The sequence below is a fragment of the Pseudomonas viciae genome, assembly GCF_004786035.1.
Lineage (GTDB): Bacteria > Pseudomonadota > Gammaproteobacteria > Pseudomonadales > Pseudomonadaceae > Aquipseudomonas > Aquipseudomonas viciae.
Map to the genome: position 1 here is coordinate 406,003 of NZ_CP035088.1, position 19,655 is coordinate 425,657.

The window sequence follows — 19,655 nt, forward strand, 5'->3', positions numbered from 1 at the left end:
GATGACTCGACCCCTTACGGAGCGCTCAATGCAGACTTTGTACCCGCAGATCAAACCCCATGCCCGGCACGATCTGGCTGTCGATGACACCCACACGCTCTATGTCGATGAAAGCGGTTCCCCCGAAGGTCTGCCAGTGGTGTTCATCCACGGCGGCCCGGGTGCGGGTTGCGATGCGCAGAGCCGCCGCTACTTCGATCCGAACCTCTATCGCATTGTTACCTTCGATCAGCGCGGCTGCGGTCGTTCTACGCCCCATGCCAGCCTGGAAAACAACACCACCTGGGATCTGGTCGAAGACCTGGAGCGCATCCGTAAGCACCTGGGCATCGAAAAATGGGTGCTGTTTGGCGGTTCCTGGGGCTCGACCCTGGCCCTGGCCTACGCCCAGACCCATCCGGAGCGGGTGCACGGTCTGATTCTGCGTGGGATCTTTCTCTGCCGTCCGCAGGAAATCGAGTGGTTCTATCAGGCTGGCGCCAGTCGTCTGTTTCCCGATTACTGGCAGGACTACATCGCACCGATCCCGCTGGACGAGCGCGAAGACTTGCTCAGCGCCTTCCACAAGCGCCTGACCGGCAACGACCAGATCGCCCAGATGCACGCGGCCAAGGCCTGGTCCACCTGGGAAGGTCGTACCGCGACCCTGCGCCCGAATCCGCTGGTGGTCGATCGCTTCTCCGAACCGCAGCGCGCGCTGTCGATTGCCCGGATCGAATGCCACTACTTCACCAACAACGCTTTCCTGGAGCCCAACCAGCTGATTCGCGACATGGGCAAGATCGCCCATTTGCCGGGTGTCATCGTGCACGGCCGCTACGACGTGATCTGCCCGCTGGACAATGCCTGGGAGTTGCATCAGAACTGGCCTAACAGCGAATTGCAGGTGATTCGCGACGCCGGCCACGCCGCTTCGGAGCCGGGCATCACCGATGCGCTGGTGCGCGCCGCAGCGCAAATGGCCCGGCGCCTGCTGGATCTGCCGCCCGAAGAAGCATGAAAGGTTTGTTGCAACGGGTTCGCGGCGCCCGGGTCGAAGTCGCCGGCGAGATCGTTGGCGCCGTGGACCAGGGCTTGCTGGTGCTGGTAGCGGTCGAGCCCGAGGACACCCGGGCCAGCGCTGACAGACTCCTGCATAAGCTGCTTAACTATCGGGTATTCAGTGACGCCGACGGCAAGATGAACCTGTCCCTGGCAGACGTCGGCGGCGGTTTGCTGCTGGTGTCGCAGTTCACCCTGGCGGCGGACACCAAAAGCGGTTTGCGCCCGAGCTTTTCGACGGCCGCTCCTGCGGCGCTGGGAGAAGAGTTGTTCAACTATCTGCTCAGCCAAGCGAAACAGGTGCATGGCACTGTGGCATCAGGTAGATTCGGCGCCGACATGCAGGTGCATCTGGTCAACGACGGCCCGGTAACCTTTCTGTTACAGGCCTGAAAGCGTTTGAAACACCTTTTCGGTCCTGTTTCGAGGCTAAACAGGGAGTTTTCTCGATAAATACTTTGCTATCCCTGATGCGTTGTCACGCGGCCTACTAGATAATCGCGCGCTACGGGGGATCAGCGTTCGCTGGTCCATTTGACTTAGGTAGAGACTTGTCCTGATCCATTTGGGGAATCATTTTGCCCCATAGGAGTCGGAACAATGCTCGCCAACTTGGCAAGAGTGGTCCGCAGGGTCGGTTTTTCAATGCCGATACCAGGCAGATACTTTATCTGGCCGTTGGTTTTTTGATCTGTTTTCGGCGAGGGTTGCTCGTGATTGTTAGTCCCTGTAATGCACAAAAAATGTCTGCCAAACGGTTTAGAAACGCTCTGGTAGCGGGCTCGGCCCTGTTGTGCCTGTTCGGCGCGGGCCAACTGTGGGCATTCAGCCTGGATGATGTATCGGCGAAGGCTCAAGAACTGGCCGGGCAAAAATTTGAAGCCCCGCGCAGCAATCTGCCGAACGAATTCCGCGAAATGAAATTCGCTGACTATCAAAAAATCCGTTTCCGCACCGAAAAAGCCGAATGGGCCGACCAGAAGACGCCCTTCAGGCTGTCCTTCTATCACCAGGGCATGCATTTCGACACCCCGGTGAAAATCAACGAAATCACCGCGACGACCGTCGAAGAGATCAAGTACGACCCGTCGCGCTTCGATTTCGGTGACGTGAAGTTCGATCCCAAGGCCACCGAGCAGTTGGGTTACGCGGGTTTCCGCGTGTTGTACCCGATCAACAAGGCTGACAAGCAAGACGAAATCATGACCATGCTGGGCGCGAGCTACTTCCGCGTCATCGGCAAGGGGCAGACTTACGGTTTGTCCGCTCGCGGGATGGCCATAGACACCGCGCTGCCGTCTGGCGAGGAGTTCCCGCGTTTTCGCGAGTTCTGGATCCAACGTCCGAAACCGACCGACAAGCACCTGGTGATCTTCGCCTTGCTGGATTCGCCACGGGCCACTGGCGCCTATCGCCTGACCGTGCGTCCGGGTACCGATACCATCGTTGACGTGAAGTCGCGCATGTTCCTGCGTGATCGCGTGACCAAGCTGGGCGTTGCCCCGCTGACCAGCATGTTCCTGTTCGGCGCCAACCAGCCGTCCAAAGTGCTGAACTACCGTCGCGAACTGCACGACTCCAGCGGCCTGTCGATCCATGCTGGCAACGGCGAGTGGATCTGGCGTCCGTTGAACAACCCGAAACACCTGGCCGTGAGCAACTTCTCGGTAGAAAACCCACGTGGTTTCGGCCTGCTGCAACGTGGTCGTGACTTCAGCCACTACGAAGACCTCGACGACCGCTACGAAAAACGCCCAAGCGCCTGGATCGAACCGAAAGGCGATTGGGGCAAGGGCTCTGTCGATCTGGTGGAAATTCCGACCGCCGACGAGACCAACGACAACATCGTAGCGTTCTGGAGCCCGGAAAAACTGCCGGAGCCAGGCCAGCCGCTGGACTTCTCCTACCGTCTGCACTGGACCCTCGACGAAGCCAACCTGCATTCGCCGGACAGCGCCTGGGTCAAGCAGACCCTGCGTTCCACCGGTGACGTGAAGCAATCCAACCTGATCCGCCAGCCGGACGGCAGCGTGGCCTACCTGGTGGATTTCGAAGGTCCTTCCCTGCAAGCCCTGCCTGAAAACGCCGATGTGCGCAGCCAGGTGAGCGTCGGCGACAACGCCGAGATCGTCGAGAACAGTGTGCGCTACAACCCTGAAACCAAGGGCTGGCGCCTGACGCTGCGGATGAAGATCAAAGACCCGAGCAAGGCGACCGAAATGCGCGCTGCGCTGGTCCGTCCGCTTGTTCCGGTCGAGGAGCCTGGCGCGTCGCATTCGGTGACCACCCTGGCCAAGGCCGACAAGATCGCCAAGCAGCAGAACGAGAAAGCGAAAGAAAAAGAGCAAGCAATAGAGAACGAAAAAGAAGCCAAGGCCGTCAAGGCGGCGTCCGCCGCTGTGGACGCGACCCCAACCCCGCAGGAACCGGAACAGACTGAACAAGTCCTGACCGAGACCTGGAGCTATCAGTTGCCTGCCGATGAGTAATACTCCCGTACAGCCAGAGTCTCTCAGCGAGTATCTGGCACATTTGCCAATGACCGACGAGCAGCGCGCCGAACTGGCGGGCTGCAAGTCCTTCAGCGAACTGCACGCACGCCTGTCGTCTTCGACCTTTGACGCACCTGCCGAGGCGGCACAAGCCTCGGTAGGCCGTCGCCTGACCCTGAGCACCGCTGAGGAACTCCAGGACGCCGAGATGCTGGCAGTCGATGCCAGCGGTCGCGTGTGCCTGAAGGCGACACCGCCGATTCGTCGGACCAAAGTCGTGCCGGAGCCGTGGCGTACCAATATCCTGGTGCGTGGCTGGCGGCGCCTGACCGGTCGCACCAATCCGCCGAAGCCGCCCAAGGATGAGCGGGTATTGCCCCATGCGCGCTGGCGCACCGTGGGTTCGACCCGCCGCTATATCCTGCTGATATTGATGCTCGGCCAGACCATCGTCGCCGGCTGGTACATGAAAGGCATCATGCCGTACCAGGGTTGGTCGTTCGTGGACCTGGAAGAAGTCCTGCACCAACCGCTGTTGCAGACCGCCACGCAGGTGCTGCCCTATGCGCTGCAAACCAGCATCCTGATTCTGTTCGGGATTCTGTTCTGCTGGGTGTCGGCCGGTTTCTGGACGGCGCTGATGGGCTTCCTCGAGTTGCTCACCGGCCACGACAAATACCGGATCTCCGGTGCCAGTGCCGGCAACGAGCCGATTCCCAAGGACGCCCGCACCGCGCTGGTGATGCCGATCTGTAACGAAGACGTGCCGCGGGTGTTTGCCGGTTTGCGCGCGACCTTCGAGTCGGTGGCCGCCACCGGTGACCTGGATCGCTTCGACTTCTTCGTGCTCAGCGACAGTAACGAAAGCGATATCTGCGTGGCCGAGCAACAGGCCTGGCTGGATGTCTGTCGTGAAGCCGGGGGCTTCGGCAAGATCTTCTATCGCCGCCGTCGCCGTCGCGTGAAGCGCAAGAGCGGCAACCTCGACGACTTCTGCCGTCGCTGGGGCAGCGAATACAAGTACATGGTCGTGCTCGACGCCGACAGCGTCATGAGCGGTACGTGCCTGACCAGTCTGGTGCGCCTGATGGAAGCCACGCCGGACGCTGGCATCATCCAGACCGCTCCACGTGCCTCGGGCATGGACACGCTGTATGCACGCATGCAGCAGTTCGCCACGCGGGTGTACGGTCCGTTGTTCACCGCTGGCCTGCACTTCTGGCAGTTGGGTGAGTCCCACTACTGGGGCCACAACGCGATCATCCGCATGAAGCCGTTCATCGAGCACTGCGCCCTGGCGCCGTTGCCCGGCAAAGGCGCGTTCGCCGGTGCGATCCTGTCCCACGATTTCGTCGAAGCTGCGCTGATGCGTCGTGCCGGCTGGGGCGTGTGGATTGCCTATGACCTGCCGGGCAGCTACGAAGAACTGCCGCCGAACCTGTTGGACGAGCTCAAGCGCGACCGTCGCTGGTGCCACGGCAACCTGATGAACTTCCGGCTGTTCCTGGTCAAGGGCATGCACCCGGTGCATCGTGCGGTGTTCCTGACCGGCGTGATGTCCTACCTGTCGGCACCCCTGTGGTTCTTCTTCCTGGTGCTGTCCACTGCGCTGCTGGCGGTGAACACGCTGATGGAGCCGCAGTACTTCCTCGAGCCGCGTCAGCTCTATCCGTTGTGGCCACAATGGCACCCGGAAAAAGCCATCGCCCTGTTCTCGACCACTATCGTGCTGCTGTTCCTGCCCAAGTTGCTGAGTATCGTGCTGATCTGGGCCAAGGGTGCGAAGGAGTTCGGTGGCAAGTTCAAGGTGACGCTGTCGATGCTGCTGGAGATGCTGTTCTCCATGCTGCTGGCGCCGGTGCGGATGATTTTCCACACCCGTTTCGTGCTCGCCGCTTTCCTGGGCTGGGCGGCAACCTGGAACTCGCCGCAACGTGACGACGACTCCACGCCGTGGAGCGAAGCGCTCAAGCGCCACGGTCCGCAGACTCTGCTGGGCTTCTTCTGGGCCTTGCTGGTGATCTGGCTGAACCCGAGCTTCTTGTGGTGGCTGGTGCCGATCGTTGGTTCCTTGATGCTGTCGATCCCGGTATCGGTGATTTCCAGCCGCGTGGGCCTGGGCTTGAAGTCCCGTGATGAAAGCCTGTTCCTGATCCCCGAGGAATACGCACCGCCGCAGGAACTGCTGTCGACGGACCAGTACACCCATGAAAATCGTTGGCACGCGCTGAACGACGGTTTCATCCGGGCGGTGGTCGATCCACAACAGAACGCCTTGGCGTATGCGCTGGCAACCTCACGGCACGGCCAGGCCGAGCCGATTGAATGGCTGCGGGTCGAGCGCGTTCGTCACGCGCTGAAGGCCGGTCCGGCCGGGTTGAGCAACAGCGAGCGATTGGCGCTGCTGAGCGACCCGGTGGCCTTGTCCCGCCTGCATGAGCAAGTCTGGAGCGAGGCTCATCCCGAGTGGTTGGCGGCGTGGCGCGAATCGGTCAAGGCCGATCCCCATGCACCGCTGCTACCGCTTCAGCCGGTGAGCGCACAGCCTCAAGTGGCCTGATACGCAAAAAGCCCCGCTTCTGAAAGGAAGCGGGGCTTTTTGTTGGGTGCATTTTATCTGTGGCACCGCATTGACTGTGGACCCCCGCGACACAATCACTTGGCTTTAGTCACGTATAACCGCCAGGACATAAATGTGCAGACGCCCCAGGCATGAGCATTCCGTCGACGTGGCGTAAAGGAATGAAGGGGGATCGGATGAAAATATCCAGGCGCTGACTTTCGCTCTCGTTGCTCAGGGGCATGTCCGCTGAGAAGCATTAGCTTCGTCGTATATCAATGGCCTCTGGTACCCGCGATTCGGGGGCAACCTCTCTAGCACTATACCCGTTCAAACTCCTCACTGAGAGAGGCACAGGTTCAACGGCTAAGCTAGAAACGCTTGGTCTAGGTCGGAATGACACGTCGGTGATGGGGGGAGCAGACGGCCGCCCCTTTCGAGCTACTTTATGTAGGGTCGAAGCCGCAGCGCTGAGAGTGCTAAAGGTAGAAATCGCCAGGAAACCGGTGAAGAGTTTGTCATAGAGTGATGCTTCGAAAGCGTAGGCATCATAGCGGTTCAAAGCCACATAAGCCCCTGCCGCAATAAAACCGGAAATTCTGCTAGCTATTTTAGTCACACGTCCGAATGTACGATTTCCGACTCCGGGGATCCACGTTACTGCTCGTTGGGGGATGAAAGGAACCGCGTAGGCGCCGATAATCTCCAAGAGCGCGTTAGCAAACCATCCATGTACATTCCATTTTCCTGTGGGATCCCTACGATTGACGGGATCCCCCCCACAATATGCATAGCTATTCAGGCCGCCTTCTCCAAATGGGCTCAAGCTATCGGGCCGGTTGAAACGCATGAGCACTGGGTTGAAGGCCCGGTGTCCGTTTCCCAGCAAATAGTGGCCGGTAGTCGAGTCAGCACGTTCTCCGTTGAAGCCCGTAAGGCTGGCAAAGCTCCCTGCCACAGAACGATGGCCATACGGGGTATAGACCGATCTCGCATCGAATGCCTGCAGCACCGAGCGTTGTTTATCGGTGATCAATAAGGCCGTACGTGGGATACGCCCGTTATGGCGTTCTGCAAGCAATTCGTCCTGGTATTGAAAAATCCGGTAACTAACGCCGCCTTCGATCTCCGTCACCAGAACGTCCTTTTGATAGAAGCGTCTCTGATGGGGTTGCCCTGCAGGCGTGCGGCCAACCAGGCGGTCAAGTGCATCGTAGCGATAGGCTATTAAGGCGCGATCAGATGAGCTGGGCATCACCACTTCCCCGCAGTTGGAGCATTGATCCCACATTTACCGTACTGAAAGCGGATGTCAACCTAGCAGAACTGTTAGGTTTGAGCGTTATCTCCCGGTACGGAAACTATCAAGTATTAATACATCGTAATGTTACGGAGTAGGTGGCGGGAGAAAGTTATGGCACTAAATAAACATATCAAGTGTCATGTTTGAAGTGGTAAACATCTGAAAGATAAAGAAACAATAAACTTAAAGTATCGACTTTATGGGTTGTCAGGAATGGGTTAGCCGTATTAAAGATAGACAATGGCGTTGGAGTGAAAGCGAGGGGGGTAGAAATATTCAGATAGACTAAGTCCTGCTTGTGAGCTTTACAGAGCGAATTCGGGTCGCTAAAGTTCGGCCGGCAAGTTTGGGTGTTGTCTCTTGAAAGGGTTGTAGCGCTGAATGAAATTTTTACCTGGCCATAAAAATAATAACCTGACAGAGCTGGAAGTTTTTGGCTTGTCTGCAAAGTACAATCTTGCAGATGGACATAGTTATATTTCGGCGAAGGAACATTTTGGTTCGGTGTTGTCCGAGTTACCCGAGTTATGGGGCTCTGCGGTTGAGATGCCGATTCCGGAGATGGAGGTTTTATTTAAGAACAAGTTTGCCGAGTACTTTGCCCTGGACGGGTTGAGAAGACACTCGCACTTCTCCGTTTGTCCCACTGCGTCTAACAGTATCGACATCGTCGGAGCGTGGGCAAGATCAAAGAATTACAAGGTTGGGCTCGTGGAGCCGACGTTTGATAACCTAGCCCAGTTACTACGGCGCAGAGAAGTCGCCCTCGAGGCCATTCCCGAAAAAGTCGTTGTCGATCCGGCGCTGCTGGAGGATCTTGTTCGGGATAGGCGCCTTGATGCGCTATTCCTGGTTAACCCGAATAATCCAACAGGGGTCGCACTTGATGCGATCGCGATGTCGAATGTTATCGACTTGTGTCATCGACACGATGTGATCTTGATCCTCGATACTTCTTTCCGGTTCTGCCACCAGACCAACATAGACGAATATGCGCTCCTCAGCGATAAGGGGGTGTCATTTATAGTCTTGGAGGATACCGGTAAGCAATGGCCGACACTCGACACCAAGGCCAGCCTGCTTTCCTACAGCGAGGATCTGGCGGCTGACATACGGAACATCTACGAAGAGATTTACTTGTGCTGCTCTAATTTTTCATTAAGAGTGATTGTTGCATTTATCGACGAGACCCTGAAGAAAGGGGGGCTTTCGTATATGCATTCCATCGTCATGAAAAATATCGAAATCGCCCGCTCGGAATTAGAAAACGCCCTGGTTGCCATTGAAACAGTCGGGCCAAGTTCAATAATGACTGTCATGTGGCTCAATATTGAAAAAACAGGTCTGTCGGATCTTGAACTGACTGATTATCTCGCTAAATGTGACGTGGCGGTCTTGCCGGGGAGATATTTTTATTGGAACAGTCATCAGGTTGCGGGACACAACCGTATCAGGATCGCCCTAATGAAACCTGATGGACAGTTCCTTTCTTCAATTTTGCGATTAAAACAAGCGTTAATAGAGCTTGCTTTAATTTCCGCGTGCAAAAACAAATGCCTGGCGGAGGTGCTCTAATGAGAAAGGTTCTGGTGACAGGTGACTTTGATGTTGGAGGACATTTATTTCCAGATGATGTGGAAGTTGTTCATATTCGATGCCCCGTTGATGAACAGCAGATCATGGATGTCTTGCCCTACGTGCATGACTATATTTTGGGAGGGCCGGAGTATCTATCCTCTCATCTAATGGAGGTCGCCGTTCGGCTAGAGAACGTGGTTGTGATGGGAACCAGTATCTCCAGCTTCGTGGACATGGAGTGCGCTACGAAAAAAGGTATTAAATTAGCCAATACACCCAGTATGAACGTTCAGGCAGTGACAGAGTTTACGTTGGCAATGATCACTGTTTCCTTGGCAAAAGTATTTGAGAGTGTTGAGAATGTCAAAGAGGGGGCCGGCTGGATACAGACACCTAGGCTATCATTGTCGAAATTGAGAGTAGGTTTTGTTGGAATGGGGGCGATTGCCAGTGAGATGGCACATCAACTCCATCTACGCGAATGTACAACCATGTACTACTGGTCTAGAAGCAGGAGGGTCGGGCTGGAGACGTCGTTGGGGTTACGATATGCAACCTTGGTCGAGATGGTTAACACCGTTGATATTTTATGTATTCATCTCAAAGGTTGCGCTGAAACGTACAATCTTATCGATGAATTTATATTGGCGGGCGCGTCAACAAAACTGAAAATACTGAATATGTCCAATCCGAAGATAATCTGTCCGGCTGCACTTAAAAAATATCTTCAGAATAATGCAGATGCGTTTTGTTTTATAGACGGCTATTACAATGAATGGGTGGATAATAAAGGCCAGCATAGTGATCCGTATGGCTTACTCTCCTTGCCCGCCAAAAATCTAGTAGTAACATCACATTTGGCAGGGCAGGAACAAGAGGTCGTAAACAGTATTTTTATGCAGGCCAAGCGAACTCTTGAACTTACTATTGAACGCTGAGAGACCGTCGAATGTCGGGGGCAACTCTTCATGTCTAACTTATTATTTAGCCACTAACAGTGTAAACATTAGCAGGGTGTGCGCAATTATTTAATAATTTGTCTGCTGTTTGTTTGTAAAACTCGTCCCAGTGAGTTTTATCGCGTCAGTTCTCAAAGGCCAAACCACGTCAGTTTTCGTAACGGCACCGCTAAGGGGTGCCGTACACAAAGTAAATATATTGAAACGTTTGAATCTCAAGGGATTACAGCATGCGGAGAGTAGTGCGAATGAATAAAATTCCAGAATCAATATTATTGCGAGAGCCTATTTCCAAAGGCGTTGATAGAACGTGGGAAATATATAAAATCCACTTCCAGGGTAAAACAAAATTTCAGGATATGCTGATAGCCGACACGGCCCATGGCGTTACTTTATTTTGTAATAATGAGCGACAAAGCTCTGAGTTAAGTCAATTGGCCTACCATGAAGGGCAAGTGATGCCGGCTCTCTTGAGTATGCCGACTCTGCCGAAAACTGCTCTGGTCATTGGCTCCTCCGAAGGCGTGGCTGTAAAAATACTGCAAGACGCCGGCGTGGAGCATGTAACACATGTTGATATTGATGAAGAGTGTATGGTGGCCTGCGGCGAATTTTTACCATACGGCTATACAAGCGAAGAAATAATAAAATACACGAGCGCCGGTAGCGACGATGCTTTGAAAATTATATTTGCGGATGGTAAAGAATACATAAGAAGCTTGCTCGATAAAACCACGCGGTATGATCTCATCGTAATGGATATTCCGGATGAGGGGCCTGAAACGGAGTCTCTTTATAACGAGCCGTTTTGGCATGAAGTGAAGTCGCTACTTACGCCCAGTGGCGCCTTTATTACGCAAGCAGGAAACTCAAGTTTGTGGCGATATAAGACCCTTAAAAAATCCTATGACAGAATGAAGAAAGTATTCCACCATGTGACGTATTTCGAAGTGGATGAGCAGGATTGGGTTTGGCTGGTAGGGCATGTAGGGGATGTGGAGCTATCCATCGAACAGATGCAAACGAAGTTGATCGAAAGTAAATATAATCCTCAGCACATTGATGCGGTATCACTTTCAAGATCGGTAATTGCTCCTAAGGTAATACGTACGCCGTGTTGAACGTATGGATGTGATCTGAGCAAACACAGCGATGGCGTTAATTCGCATCAGTGATCCCATTGTGAACGCCCCAAAGTAATGATTACTCACCCATTTTATAATCGATGTCGAAACTTAAAAAAGGTGAGTAATCAATAAGTGGTCTGATGTATCAGAGTTCGTTGCGATTATCAGGTTTTGAACCTAAATCCTGAGCGAAGCGGAGTAGGTAACCGTCGGGGTCTAAAACAAGAAAATTACTCTCGCCATGCAGTTGCTTGTTTTCCTTGTACCAAGCTTCTTCTACTGGTTTACGTAGTTCATGTCCCGAGGTTACTAAGGCCTTTGCCAGCGCTTTGACATCCGGACAATCAATTGAGAGATTCATCCCTCGCCCGTAGGGTTGTTGTAGAGGTTCTACTCGCCAAGGTGATTTGTGGAAATAATCTTGCTCCAGCATGAGTTGGCTCCCATGATACGAAATGAATGCAAAGCCATTTTTCGGCCTTTCGTACTCAATTTGGAATCCAATAATTTTGCAATAAAATTTTAAACTTACCTTAATGTCAGATACGATCATCTCGGGTACAAGCTTATTAAAATCAACCATGGAATTCTCTTCCTCCTTGAAGATGTTATGTGTGCTAAAGCATCATCAGTATGACGCCTTGTTCTGAGAAAACCAATTTATTTTTCAGATGCTTTAACTCGTTCTTGGTCTTGTTTGTATTTAGTTAGTGATGTTTTTGTATCTAATTATGAAGGAGGCATCTGTTGGCTTTTTTTCATGAGTCGATGTGGGTTAGAATTTTAAATTGCGTATGTCGAGAGTTAACAAATAAACGTAACTTTAAATGACAGGGGACATCCAATGAACAAATTTCATTCCTCAGAAATCATCCAAGGTTCGCAGTTGGAAAGTGTCCGCTTGACGGCGATAAAAAAGCTGGCGCAACAAGCATTTAAACCAAGAACCGATAATTATAACCTTCAAGGTGACGCTCTCGAGTCATGGTCAAAAAACGCAGACTCAATGGGGCGATTTTTAAGCCAGGAACGCGCTGAGATAAAAAAATTCCAACTCGCGAAAATTCGAAGCTTGGTTGACAACGCGTACAAAAACGTCCCGTTTTATCGGGAACTGTATGGTGCCTGCGGTTATGAGGAGGGCGGGATCTCCAGCTTTTCGGATTTTGAGCAGCTCCCGATAGTCAACAAAGGCCTCCTTAGCAGTTTTGATGCTCGTATGATTGTAAATGATCCGGAGGCTCTTGAACTCGCTAATACCTCTCGAACATCCGGCTCAAGCGGAAAGCCCTTCACCATTTATAGTGATGACGACGATATCGTTCTAGATCATTTACAAGTGATGCGTTTTTACAATTCGTGCTTGCAGCGCCCACTCCAAAAGCATGACTGGATTTATATGCTTCATCACTCCGGATTGGCGTTTTCGTCGCTTCATGGAATGTATAGAACCTTTCAGCTTCCTGATCTGCTTCCCAGCACACCCTTGGGTGAACACTTGATGCTCCTGCGCCCCAAGCTGCTTGTGACACTGCCAAGCTACTTGCCGTTAATACTTAAGCATAAGGCTGAAGTAAAAATGAGTGGCGTTGAAGCCATTTTAACTAATTCAGAAAGCAGTACACAGTTGGAGCGAAGCTACTACTCACAAGCCCTGGGCCTTCCTGTATTTGACGAATACAGTTCTGAAGAGGTCGGTTTGATAGCGACACAATGTGCTCATGGTCAATATCACGCTATTGAAGACGGCGTTTACTTGGAAATTGTGAACGCTGATGTACGGGGTTACGGTAACGTTGTCTGCACAGATCTAAATAATGAATTGATGCCGTTGATTCGATTTGATCACGGAGATGTCGCCAGGCAGAAATTAGAGCCTGAGCGGTGTGCGTGCGGTAGTGATTGTACGACGTTATACGAAATAAATGGGAGGCGTGATGATGCCTTTCGTACGCGTGAATATCACTTGGTGCCTAGCGCATCTATTCTCGCCGCGGTGGATGATATTTTGGTCACACCTGACAGAACGTTGGAAGCATTTCGGTTAACCCAAAAAAGCGCGGAAACAATAGAACTGATGACTCGTTACGTTGGCGCGCCACACAAAAAAATGGAAGAAATTTTATTGCAGTTGAAAGAGCGACTCTCTTGTTTGTTTGGTTATTCAATCGAGCTCTTACACCGGGAAGTTGATGCTCTGCCAGAGCAGAAATCGTATAAGCGGAGAAGTATTGTCAGAGAGTGGGAGTTGAATTAGTCATGTCCTTGGTGAAGCTGGAAGGCGTTTCTTTGTCTTTGAGCGGGAAAGTGCTTTTTAAGGACGTTAATTTCTCCATCCAGGCGGGAGACAAAATAGGCGTTATCGGTAATAACGGCTCTGGGAAAACTTCGTTGCTACGCAGTATTGCAAAGCATATAAATGAGCATGAAGGTATCATCGCCCATTCCAAGGGGTTGCGATGTCAATATGTAGAGCAGGGCTTTCCAGAACAATGGGATGAGTTATCTGCTTCTGGAATATTGGAAAGTTATCTATGCGATTCTGTTGATGATAGATGGAGAGTAGACTATGTGCTTGAACTATGTGGCTTTCCGAAAGACCATCGGTCGCTGCCGTTCAATCAGCTGAATGGTGGCTGGAAAAAAACGCTAATGATTGCCAAGGCAATTCTAGTAGAACCTGATCTCTTGCTGTTAGATGAGCCGACAAATCATTTGGATCAGGACCACATTGCGAACATTATACGCCTGCTTAGAGACAGTAATATCGTCCCTACATTTGTTGTGATCAGTCACAATCGTAGTTTTCTGGATTCAGTCACACAAAGTACATTAATTCTCCAGGATAGAACCATTTCCTACTTTGGTTTTTCCTTTACGCAGGCCCGGAAGCTGTTCCTGGAGCAAGAGCATGCCTCGGCGTGTTCTAGAACAGAAGTCATGAATGAGATTCAACGATTAAAGAAAAGCGCTCAGTTTCAACGTCAATTAGGGGTTAATAACTATAGTGACAAGGCGTTGCAGAAGGCTAAAAAAATAGAGAAAAGAATCAAGATTATTGAGGCTTCAGTACCCGAAAAACAAACCTCGCGTAAAGCCGGGATTACATTGGAAGTGGACGAATTCAAAGCCAGACACATTTTGCGGATCGAGGGTTTGAGGTTGTATTCAACTCCAGAGCATATGCTATTCGCCATAGAGTCCTTGGTGGTCAACAGGGGAGACCGATTGGTGATTTCTGGCGCCAATGGTTGTGGTAAGAGTACTTTGCTAAAGGCCATCATCAATGAATCGAGCCTGTCAATAAAAATGGGTCCATCGGTCAAAATTGCGGTGCTTGATCAGGAGCTTTCGTTATTACCACCCGGTGCTGAGGTGTTGGAGTTTTTTATGAATAGTTTTGAACTCGACCGACAACAGGCCATTAATAAGCTCGCGGCCTCAGGTTTTTCATATATTGAGTCTCAAAAGAAAATTGAGCAACTCAGTTACGGTGAGCGAGCACGCCTTGCGATGTTGATGCTTCGCTTAACCAACCCAAATTTTTTGATTTTAGACGAGCCAACCAATCATTTGGATATCAGCTCCCAAGAAATGCTTGAGGGTGAGATACAGCGTCTTAATGCGGCCGCATTAATAGTTTCGCATGATATTAGATTTATTGAAAATGTCGGAACTCGCTTTTTTGAGATTGCAGACGGGCGGTGTAGAGAACGTCTTTAAGACGGATCTTGGAAGGCCGCTTAAGAGTTGCGCCAGTAAGTGTCGAATTTCCGGCAGATATTCTTGGAAGAATTTTTTAACGGGTTTAGTAAGTTTGGCGAGTGTTGTTGCGATATTAACGGCATCTACAAAAAGCGATGCTACGGTATTAGGCTATAGAAGCTATGGACACCTATGGAAGCGTTGATTGATTTGCAATCAGTCTGTAAAGATTATTATTTGGCCGGTGAAACGGAAGGAATTGCTCAATGGTGTAAGCAGTTAATAAAGCCAACGTATGTGCCGTTTCAGGCTTTAAGCTCTATCGATTTCCGGGTCAAGGCCGGTGCCGCGGTAGGATTTATTGGACCTAATGGGGCGGGTAAGTCCAGTTTAATAAAAATCCTGTGTGGAATTCAAAAACCTTCCTCGGGGACTGTTAGAGTTCTCGGCTTTGATCCCAGTCGCCGCGAAAGAGCGTTTCTCAAGCAAATTGGTGTTGTGTTTGGACACAAAACTTCATTGTGGTGGGATCTGCCGGTGAAGATTAGCTTGAATACCTACAAAGAGATTTACAATATTAACGATGATGATTATCGCACGCGCCTTGTTGAACTGACCGAGGCGCTAAACCTTAGTAAGGTCCTGCATAAACCTGTGCGCAACCTCAGCCTGGGGGAGCGTGTCAAATGCGAGCTGACGTTAAATCTCCTGCATGCACCGAAGTTGATTTTTTTGGATGAGCCGACGGTTGGGCTGGATGTTACGTCTAAATATGAGATTCGTAGATATCTGAATTATAAAAGAAAGGAAGATGATCTATCAGTCTTTCTTACAAGTCACGATTTGGGCGATATCGAATCCTGCTGCGACGATGCGATTATTATTGATAAAGGGAGAATACGTTTTGATGGTTCCATGCGCGAATTAAGTGCGAATTTTAAAGCGAATATAAAGTTGACTGTCAGTACACAAGACCCCGCTTGGAGCGAGCGGGGGCTGTTGGAATTTAAGGAGATCATCGGCAGATTTTCGAATATAAGTGTTCTTAACGATGGCGCCCATCAGGCGACTTACCTTGTCCCCAAGGCCTCTTTGAGTTCGATTTTTGAGATGTTTCGAGAGGGGGTTTACGATTTGGAGGTCTCCCCTGTGGATTTTGAAAATAATGTAGTTAATCTTTTCAAGACCTGGTCGGGTGAGTGAGTTGTGAACAGTGCTGCTTATTTAAAGCTTATGCAGGCCGGTTTGCTTTCGGTGTATAGGGACCGGTCCATGTTAATTACCGACTTGGTAATCGCCACCGGGGTGCCTTTCTTTATACAGTTTGCTATCTGGCGCTTTGTTTATACAGGCGAGCGCGCCGGTGCATTGCCTGAATATACCTTGGAAGAAACCTACCTCTATTATGTTGCGGTGTTGGCTCTCAATCGATTGAACAATGCCTACGATCTGATTGTAAGAGTCTCAACCCATGTGCATGAAGGCCGGCTAGAGGGGGTGTTTATAAAGCCGATTAGTTATTTTACGTACAATTTATTTGTCTTCTTTGGTGAGAGTGTTCTCTACTATATTCCTGTTCTGATTATTTCAGTTTTTGTAATGGTTACGGGAGGGGAGTGGACAGGTGTTCTTGGATTTGTCGTGCTGAGCTTGGTTAATTTGCTCTTTTGTTTCTTGCTGGGCTTTTTGATGTCATTGTCGACGTTTTGGTTAACTCGACCCGATATGACGCTTGCTTTTCAGGTTATCTTGGCCAGCGTGATCGGTGGCACGCTATTGCCTATCGCTTATTGGCCGGATTATCTGCAGCCTTTAATGAAATATAATCCTTTTCGGCTGATAATCAGTGGTCCAGCGGAGTTTTTGTTACGCCCAAGCAATGCCTTGCTTGTGGAACTTCTGTGTCTTTATGTTTTCTGGTCGGTCGTGGTGTGGCTGGCTTGCAAAGTTACATTTAGGTACGCCACTAACAGATACTCGGGAGCCGGAGGTTAAATGCATATTCTGGCGTTGCTTGGAAATGCTGTAAAAGAAGAGGCTCGCTATAAAGTTAATTTGTTAGGTGGGGTCTTGGCGCTGCTCATGCTATACGGTTTGCAGTTCGTTTTTTTTGACGTAATAAGTTCGTTTGTGATCACTGAAGAGGTCGGTATTAACTGGTTTCTTATTTTTTTCATGACGTACGCATTAGGAGGCTTGTTGGTGAGTTTTTTCAGCTCAGCCATCGCCGGTTTTTTTCGACAGCTTACTCAGGGAAGGGTCGATGTACTTTTGGTGCGGCCTGTTAACTTGTTTGTGCTGATATTGTTTAGATGGTGTCAGGTGTATTACTTATGGGTGGCTTTGTTGTTGATCGTTTTCTTTGTTCTCTCGGGGAAAATCAACTTTGAACCTTTTTTGATGAGCGCTGTTAATACGCTTGTGTATATTGTTTGTCTGGTTGTTGGCGTGCTGGCAAGTATTGCTTTTATTTTGACCTTGAACTCGTTTTCCTTTATCACGCAGCGAGACTTGCCGGTTGATTATATACATTCATCCATTTTTACATTTGCGTTGTTACCAGCGGCTTTTTATTCGAAAGTGGTCCTGTACTTTTTTGTTGCGACTTTGCCTATGATTGTATTCGCATCCGTTGCATTGGATGGGTTATATAACGGGTTGACTCCATTTGTTTTGATTTATTTTTTTGCAGTGATAATTGCCCTGTGTTTGGCTATTAAAGTCGTCTACGGGTTATTTAATCGTTTCGATAGTGTGGGGGGATGAAATAAAGAACCAGCGACGAGATCAATAGGCCTCCTTCAAGGAGGGCGGTACTGTTCATTTAAAGGGAGGGGGATAAACTCATGGCGAGGGAGCAAGCTCCCTCGCCAGAACGTCTTCGGCTTCAGAGGCTCGGGATGCAGGTTAAACCCTGAACCGCCCCACCAACGTCTGCAAATGAACCCCCAACCGCGCCAGTTCAGCGCTCGAAGCGGCAGTCTCTTCACTGGACGACGCCGTTTGCTCCGACACATCACGTACATTCAGCACACTGCGGTTGATCTCTTCGGCCACGGCACTCTGCTGCTCGGCGGCGGCGGCGATCTGTTGGTTCATCGACTGGATCGCCGAGACGGTACGGGTGATGTTTTCCAACGAGCCTCCGGCGCGACGGGTCAGTTCGACGCTGCTGTCGGTCAAGTTGCGGCTGTTGTCCAGCGTGGTCGCGACCTGTTCGGTGCCTGATTGCAGGCCGACGATCAGTTGCTCGATTTCTTCAGTGGACTTCTGAGTGCGCTGGGCCAGGCTGCGAACCTCGTCGGCCACCACGGCGAAACCACGACCGGCTTCACCGGCCCGGGCCGCCTCGATGGCGGCGTTGAGGGCCAGCAGGTTGGTTTGCTGGGCGACGGATTTGATCACATCCAGCACACTGCCGATCTTGTCGCTTTCTCGCTTCAGATCGCCCATGGCGGTGGTGGAGTTACCGACTTCGAGTGCCAGGCGTTCGATCTGGGCAATCGCTTCTCCGACCACCTTGTCGCCTTCGCGCGCCTGGGCATCGGCAGCGGCTGCGGCCTCGGAGGCTTCTTCGGCATTGCGGGCCACTTCCTGCACCGTGGCGGTCATTTCGTGCATGGCGGTGGCGACCTGGTCGGTTTCCACTTTCTGGCTGTTGACCCCGGCGCTGGTCTGTTCGGTGACTGCAGAGAGTTGCTCGGCGGCGCTGGCGATTTGCGTGACGCCCTCGCTGATGCCGCCGATCAATTGCCGCAGGCCCACGGTCATGCTCTGCATGGCGCGCTGTAGCTGGCCCAGTTCGTCGCGGCGGTCGGAGTTGAGGTTGTGGGTCAAGTCGCCCGCCGCCACACGTTCGGCGATCTTGAGGGTCTGGCCCAGGGGGCCGACGATCTGCCGGGTGATGACCAAGGCCGCGATGACACCGAACAGCAACGCGAGCACGGCAGCCGATGCCAGGAAGGTCTTGGCCTTGGCTGCGTCGTGGTCGCGAACGGCCGTCTGGGACACTGTCAGCTTTTGGCTGGCGTCGAGCAACACGTCGCCTTGTTCTGTCATGCGCTTGAGTGCAGCGGCATTGTCGATCTGGGAGTCACGGAATTGACTGACCGCTGCGCGGTAGGCGTTGATCGAGTCGTTGGCCTGTTGCAGGTTGGCGGCGTGCTCCTCGGGTACCTGCTCCGGCAAGCGGGCGAGCAGTTTGAGGACCGTGTCGATGGCCTCGAGAGCCGGTTGCTGGGCTTCGCTTTTGCCACTGTAGGTGTAGCCGCGAACTTGATAGCGCGCTTGCTGGACCGCCTTGCTCAGGGTCACAACGCTGTTGAACTGGGCGACGCTGTCGCCTTGCAGTAGCGATTTCTCCACTTCAGCGACGCGGGCCACGGCGTTGTCGGCACTGGCGCCAAGTTTGCTGCGGGCATCTTCACGGCTCACGGTGGCGCGGGTCATCTCGGCGAAGGCGCTTTTGTACTCGGCGACGGCGGCCAATTGCTTGTCGATCAGCGCTACATCGGCTGGTTGCTCGATCAGTTGGCGAGCGGTCTGGAGCCCAGCTTCGAGTTTGCCGAGCAGGTCGTTGACTTGCTGCGGGCCGTTCTCGCCCCGTGTGGTGTAGTAGTCCATGCGGGCGAGGCGCAAGTCCTTGGTCAAATCGTTCAGGCTGGCAATGAACCCCAGTTTGTCGCCACGGCTGATCACGTTACCCAAGCCGCTCCAGCCGGTGAAGGCGATCATCACGGTCAGGAACAGCACCAGGCCGAAGCCGAAACCAAGTTTTCGATTGACGCCTACGTTACCTAGCCATCGGAACATGCCGTTACTCCCTGCAGCGTTGAGTTTATATGCTGGGAGCTATATCGACCGGTTGGAAGGGATCTGTAGTGAATAGGC

Annotated in this window: 15 protein-coding genes and 1 pseudogene; 12 read left to right on the plus strand and 4 right to left on the minus strand. The window is 51.9% G+C overall.

From position 1 onward, the window contains the following. Positions 1-28: 28 nt before the first annotated feature. From pip to mdoH, 4 genes are all read left to right on the plus strand, one after another. On the plus strand, positions 29-1,000 hold the full coding sequence (pip, locus tag EPZ47_RS01825; protein WP_135843271.1) for a prolyl aminopeptidase: 972 nt from the start codon (positions 29-31) through the stop codon (positions 998-1,000). Continuing rightward, a complete protein-coding gene (gene dtd, locus EPZ47_RS01830; RefSeq protein ID WP_135843272.1) occupies positions 997-1,434 on the plus strand; it encodes a D-aminoacyl-tRNA deacylase in 438 nt (145 codons plus the stop codon). The genes pip and dtd overlap by 4 nt, the downstream gene beginning before the upstream one ends. A 320-nt stretch (positions 1,435-1,754) precedes the next feature. Beyond that, positions 1,755-3,530, plus strand: a complete 1,776-nt coding sequence (locus EPZ47_RS01835) for a glucan biosynthesis protein G (RefSeq protein ID WP_135843273.1) — start codon at positions 1,755-1,757, stop codon at positions 3,528-3,530. After that, the gene (gene mdoH, locus EPZ47_RS01840) at positions 3,523-6,093 is read left to right on the plus strand and encodes a glucans biosynthesis glucosyltransferase MdoH (protein ID WP_135843274.1); all 2,571 of its coding nucleotides are present in this window, start codon (positions 3,523-3,525) and stop codon (positions 6,091-6,093) included. Before EPZ47_RS01835 ends, mdoH begins: the two co-directional genes overlap by 8 nt. 259 nt (positions 6,094-6,352) lie before the next feature. On the opposite strand, the gene EPZ47_RS01845 is transcribed toward mdoH, so the two are convergent. Continuing rightward, entirely contained in the window at positions 6,353-7,348 is a 996-nt protein-coding gene (locus tag EPZ47_RS01845; protein WP_135843275.1) for an RHS repeat-associated core domain-containing protein, read from the minus strand. A gap of 429 nt (positions 7,349-7,777) precedes the next feature. Between EPZ47_RS01845 and EPZ47_RS01850 the strand changes: the two genes are divergently transcribed. From EPZ47_RS01850 to EPZ47_RS01860, 3 genes are all read left to right on the plus strand, one after another. Continuing rightward, entirely contained in the window at positions 7,778-8,971 is a 1,194-nt protein-coding gene (locus EPZ47_RS01850; protein ID WP_135843276.1) for an aminotransferase class I/II-fold pyridoxal phosphate-dependent enzyme, read from the plus strand. Next, positions 8,971-9,912 carry an NAD(P)-dependent oxidoreductase gene (locus tag EPZ47_RS01855; RefSeq protein WP_158296344.1) on the plus strand — a complete coding sequence of 314 codons (942 nt, stop codon included), beginning with the start codon at positions 8,971-8,973 and terminating at the stop codon, positions 9,910-9,912. Before EPZ47_RS01850 ends, EPZ47_RS01855 begins: the two co-directional genes overlap by 1 nt. A gap of 269 nt (positions 9,913-10,181) precedes the next feature. Next, positions 10,182-11,054 (plus strand): spermidine synthase, encoded by an 873-nt coding sequence (locus tag EPZ47_RS01860; RefSeq protein ID WP_135843278.1) that lies wholly within the window; start codon positions 10,182-10,184, stop codon positions 11,052-11,054. 151 nt (positions 11,055-11,205) lie between these two features. Here EPZ47_RS01860 and EPZ47_RS01865 read toward each other — a convergent pair whose 3' ends face one another. Beyond that, positions 11,206-11,643 (minus strand): bleomycin resistance protein, encoded by a 438-nt coding sequence (locus EPZ47_RS01865; protein ID WP_135843279.1) that lies wholly within the window; start codon positions 11,641-11,643, stop codon positions 11,206-11,208. Positions 11,644-11,904: 261 nt separating this feature from the next. On the opposite strand from EPZ47_RS01865, the gene EPZ47_RS01870 reads away from it, so the two are divergent. The 5 genes from EPZ47_RS01870 (at position 11,905) to EPZ47_RS01890 (ending at position 17,531) form a co-directional block, all read left to right on the plus strand. Next, on the plus strand, positions 11,905-13,317 hold the full coding sequence (locus tag EPZ47_RS01870) for a phenylacetate--CoA ligase family protein (protein ID WP_135843280.1): 1,413 nt from the start codon (positions 11,905-11,907) through the stop codon (positions 13,315-13,317). Between the two features lie 2 nt (positions 13,318-13,319). Beyond that, positions 13,320-14,783: an ABC-F family ATP-binding cassette domain-containing protein gene (locus EPZ47_RS01875; protein ID WP_135843281.1), complete on the plus strand. Its 1,464-nt coding sequence runs from the start codon at positions 13,320-13,322 to the stop codon at positions 14,781-14,783. A 174-nt stretch (positions 14,784-14,957) separates the two neighbouring features. Continuing rightward, complete coding sequence (locus EPZ47_RS01880; protein WP_135843282.1) at positions 14,958-15,968, plus strand: ABC transporter ATP-binding protein; 1,011 nt, start codon at positions 14,958-14,960, stop codon at positions 15,966-15,968. Between the two features lie 69 nt (positions 15,969-16,037). Further along, positions 16,038-16,760: an ABC-2 family transporter protein gene (locus EPZ47_RS01885; RefSeq protein WP_158296345.1), complete on the plus strand. Its 723-nt coding sequence runs from the start codon at positions 16,038-16,040 to the stop codon at positions 16,758-16,760. Then, a complete protein-coding gene (locus tag EPZ47_RS01890) occupies positions 16,761-17,531 on the plus strand; it encodes an ABC-2 family transporter protein (RefSeq protein WP_135843284.1) in 771 nt (256 codons plus the stop codon). A gap of 141 nt (positions 17,532-17,672) precedes the next feature. On the opposite strand, the gene EPZ47_RS30690 is transcribed toward EPZ47_RS01890, so the two are convergent. Next, positions 17,673-18,545 carry a methyl-accepting chemotaxis protein gene (locus tag EPZ47_RS30690; RefSeq protein ID WP_371103554.1) on the minus strand — a complete coding sequence of 291 codons (873 nt, stop codon included), beginning with the start codon at positions 18,543-18,545 and terminating at the stop codon, positions 17,673-17,675. Continuing rightward, a pseudogene (locus tag EPZ47_RS30695) lies at positions 18,531-19,577 on the minus strand (methyl-accepting chemotaxis protein); the annotation flags it as partial. The gene EPZ47_RS30690 and the pseudogene EPZ47_RS30695, both read right to left, overlap by 15 nt. Positions 19,578-19,655: the final 78 nt, after the last annotated feature.

Bases quoted from the DNA above. Each gene is read 5' to 3' on its own strand.
- pip (WP_135843271.1), top strand. From the start codon at position 29: ATGCAGACTTTGTACCCGCAGATCAAACCCCATGCCCGGCACGATCTG.
- dtd (WP_135843272.1), top strand. From the start codon at position 997: ATGAAAGGTTTGTTGCAACGGGTTCGCGGCGCCCGGGTCGAAGTCGCC.
- mdoH (WP_135843274.1), top strand. From the start codon at position 3,523: ATGAGTAATACTCCCGTACAGCCAGAGTCTCTCAGCGAGTATCTGGCA.
- EPZ47_RS01845 (WP_135843275.1), bottom strand. From the start codon at position 7,348: ATGCCCAGCTCATCTGATCGCGCCTTAATAGCCTATCGCTACGATGCA.
- EPZ47_RS01850 (WP_135843276.1), top strand. From the start codon at position 7,778: ATGAAATTTTTACCTGGCCATAAAAATAATAACCTGACAGAGCTGGAA.
- EPZ47_RS01855 (WP_158296344.1), top strand. From the start codon at position 8,971: ATGAGAAAGGTTCTGGTGACAGGTGACTTTGATGTTGGAGGACATTTA.
- EPZ47_RS01860 (WP_135843278.1), top strand. From the start codon at position 10,182: ATGAATAAAATTCCAGAATCAATATTATTGCGAGAGCCTATTTCCAAA.
- EPZ47_RS01865 (WP_135843279.1), bottom strand. From the start codon at position 11,643: ATGGTTGATTTTAATAAGCTTGTACCCGAGATGATCGTATCTGACATT.
- EPZ47_RS01870 (WP_135843280.1), top strand. From the start codon at position 11,905: ATGAACAAATTTCATTCCTCAGAAATCATCCAAGGTTCGCAGTTGGAA.
- EPZ47_RS01875 (WP_135843281.1), top strand. From the start codon at position 13,320: ATGTCCTTGGTGAAGCTGGAAGGCGTTTCTTTGTCTTTGAGCGGGAAA.
- EPZ47_RS01880 (WP_135843282.1), top strand. From the start codon at position 14,958: ATGGAAGCGTTGATTGATTTGCAATCAGTCTGTAAAGATTATTATTTG.
- EPZ47_RS01885 (WP_158296345.1), top strand. From the start codon at position 16,038: ATGTTAATTACCGACTTGGTAATCGCCACCGGGGTGCCTTTCTTTATA.
- EPZ47_RS01890 (WP_135843284.1), top strand. From the start codon at position 16,761: ATGCATATTCTGGCGTTGCTTGGAAATGCTGTAAAAGAAGAGGCTCGC.
- EPZ47_RS30690 (WP_371103554.1), bottom strand. From the start codon at position 18,545: ATGCAGAGCATGACCGTGGGCCTGCGGCAATTGATCGGCGGCATCAGC.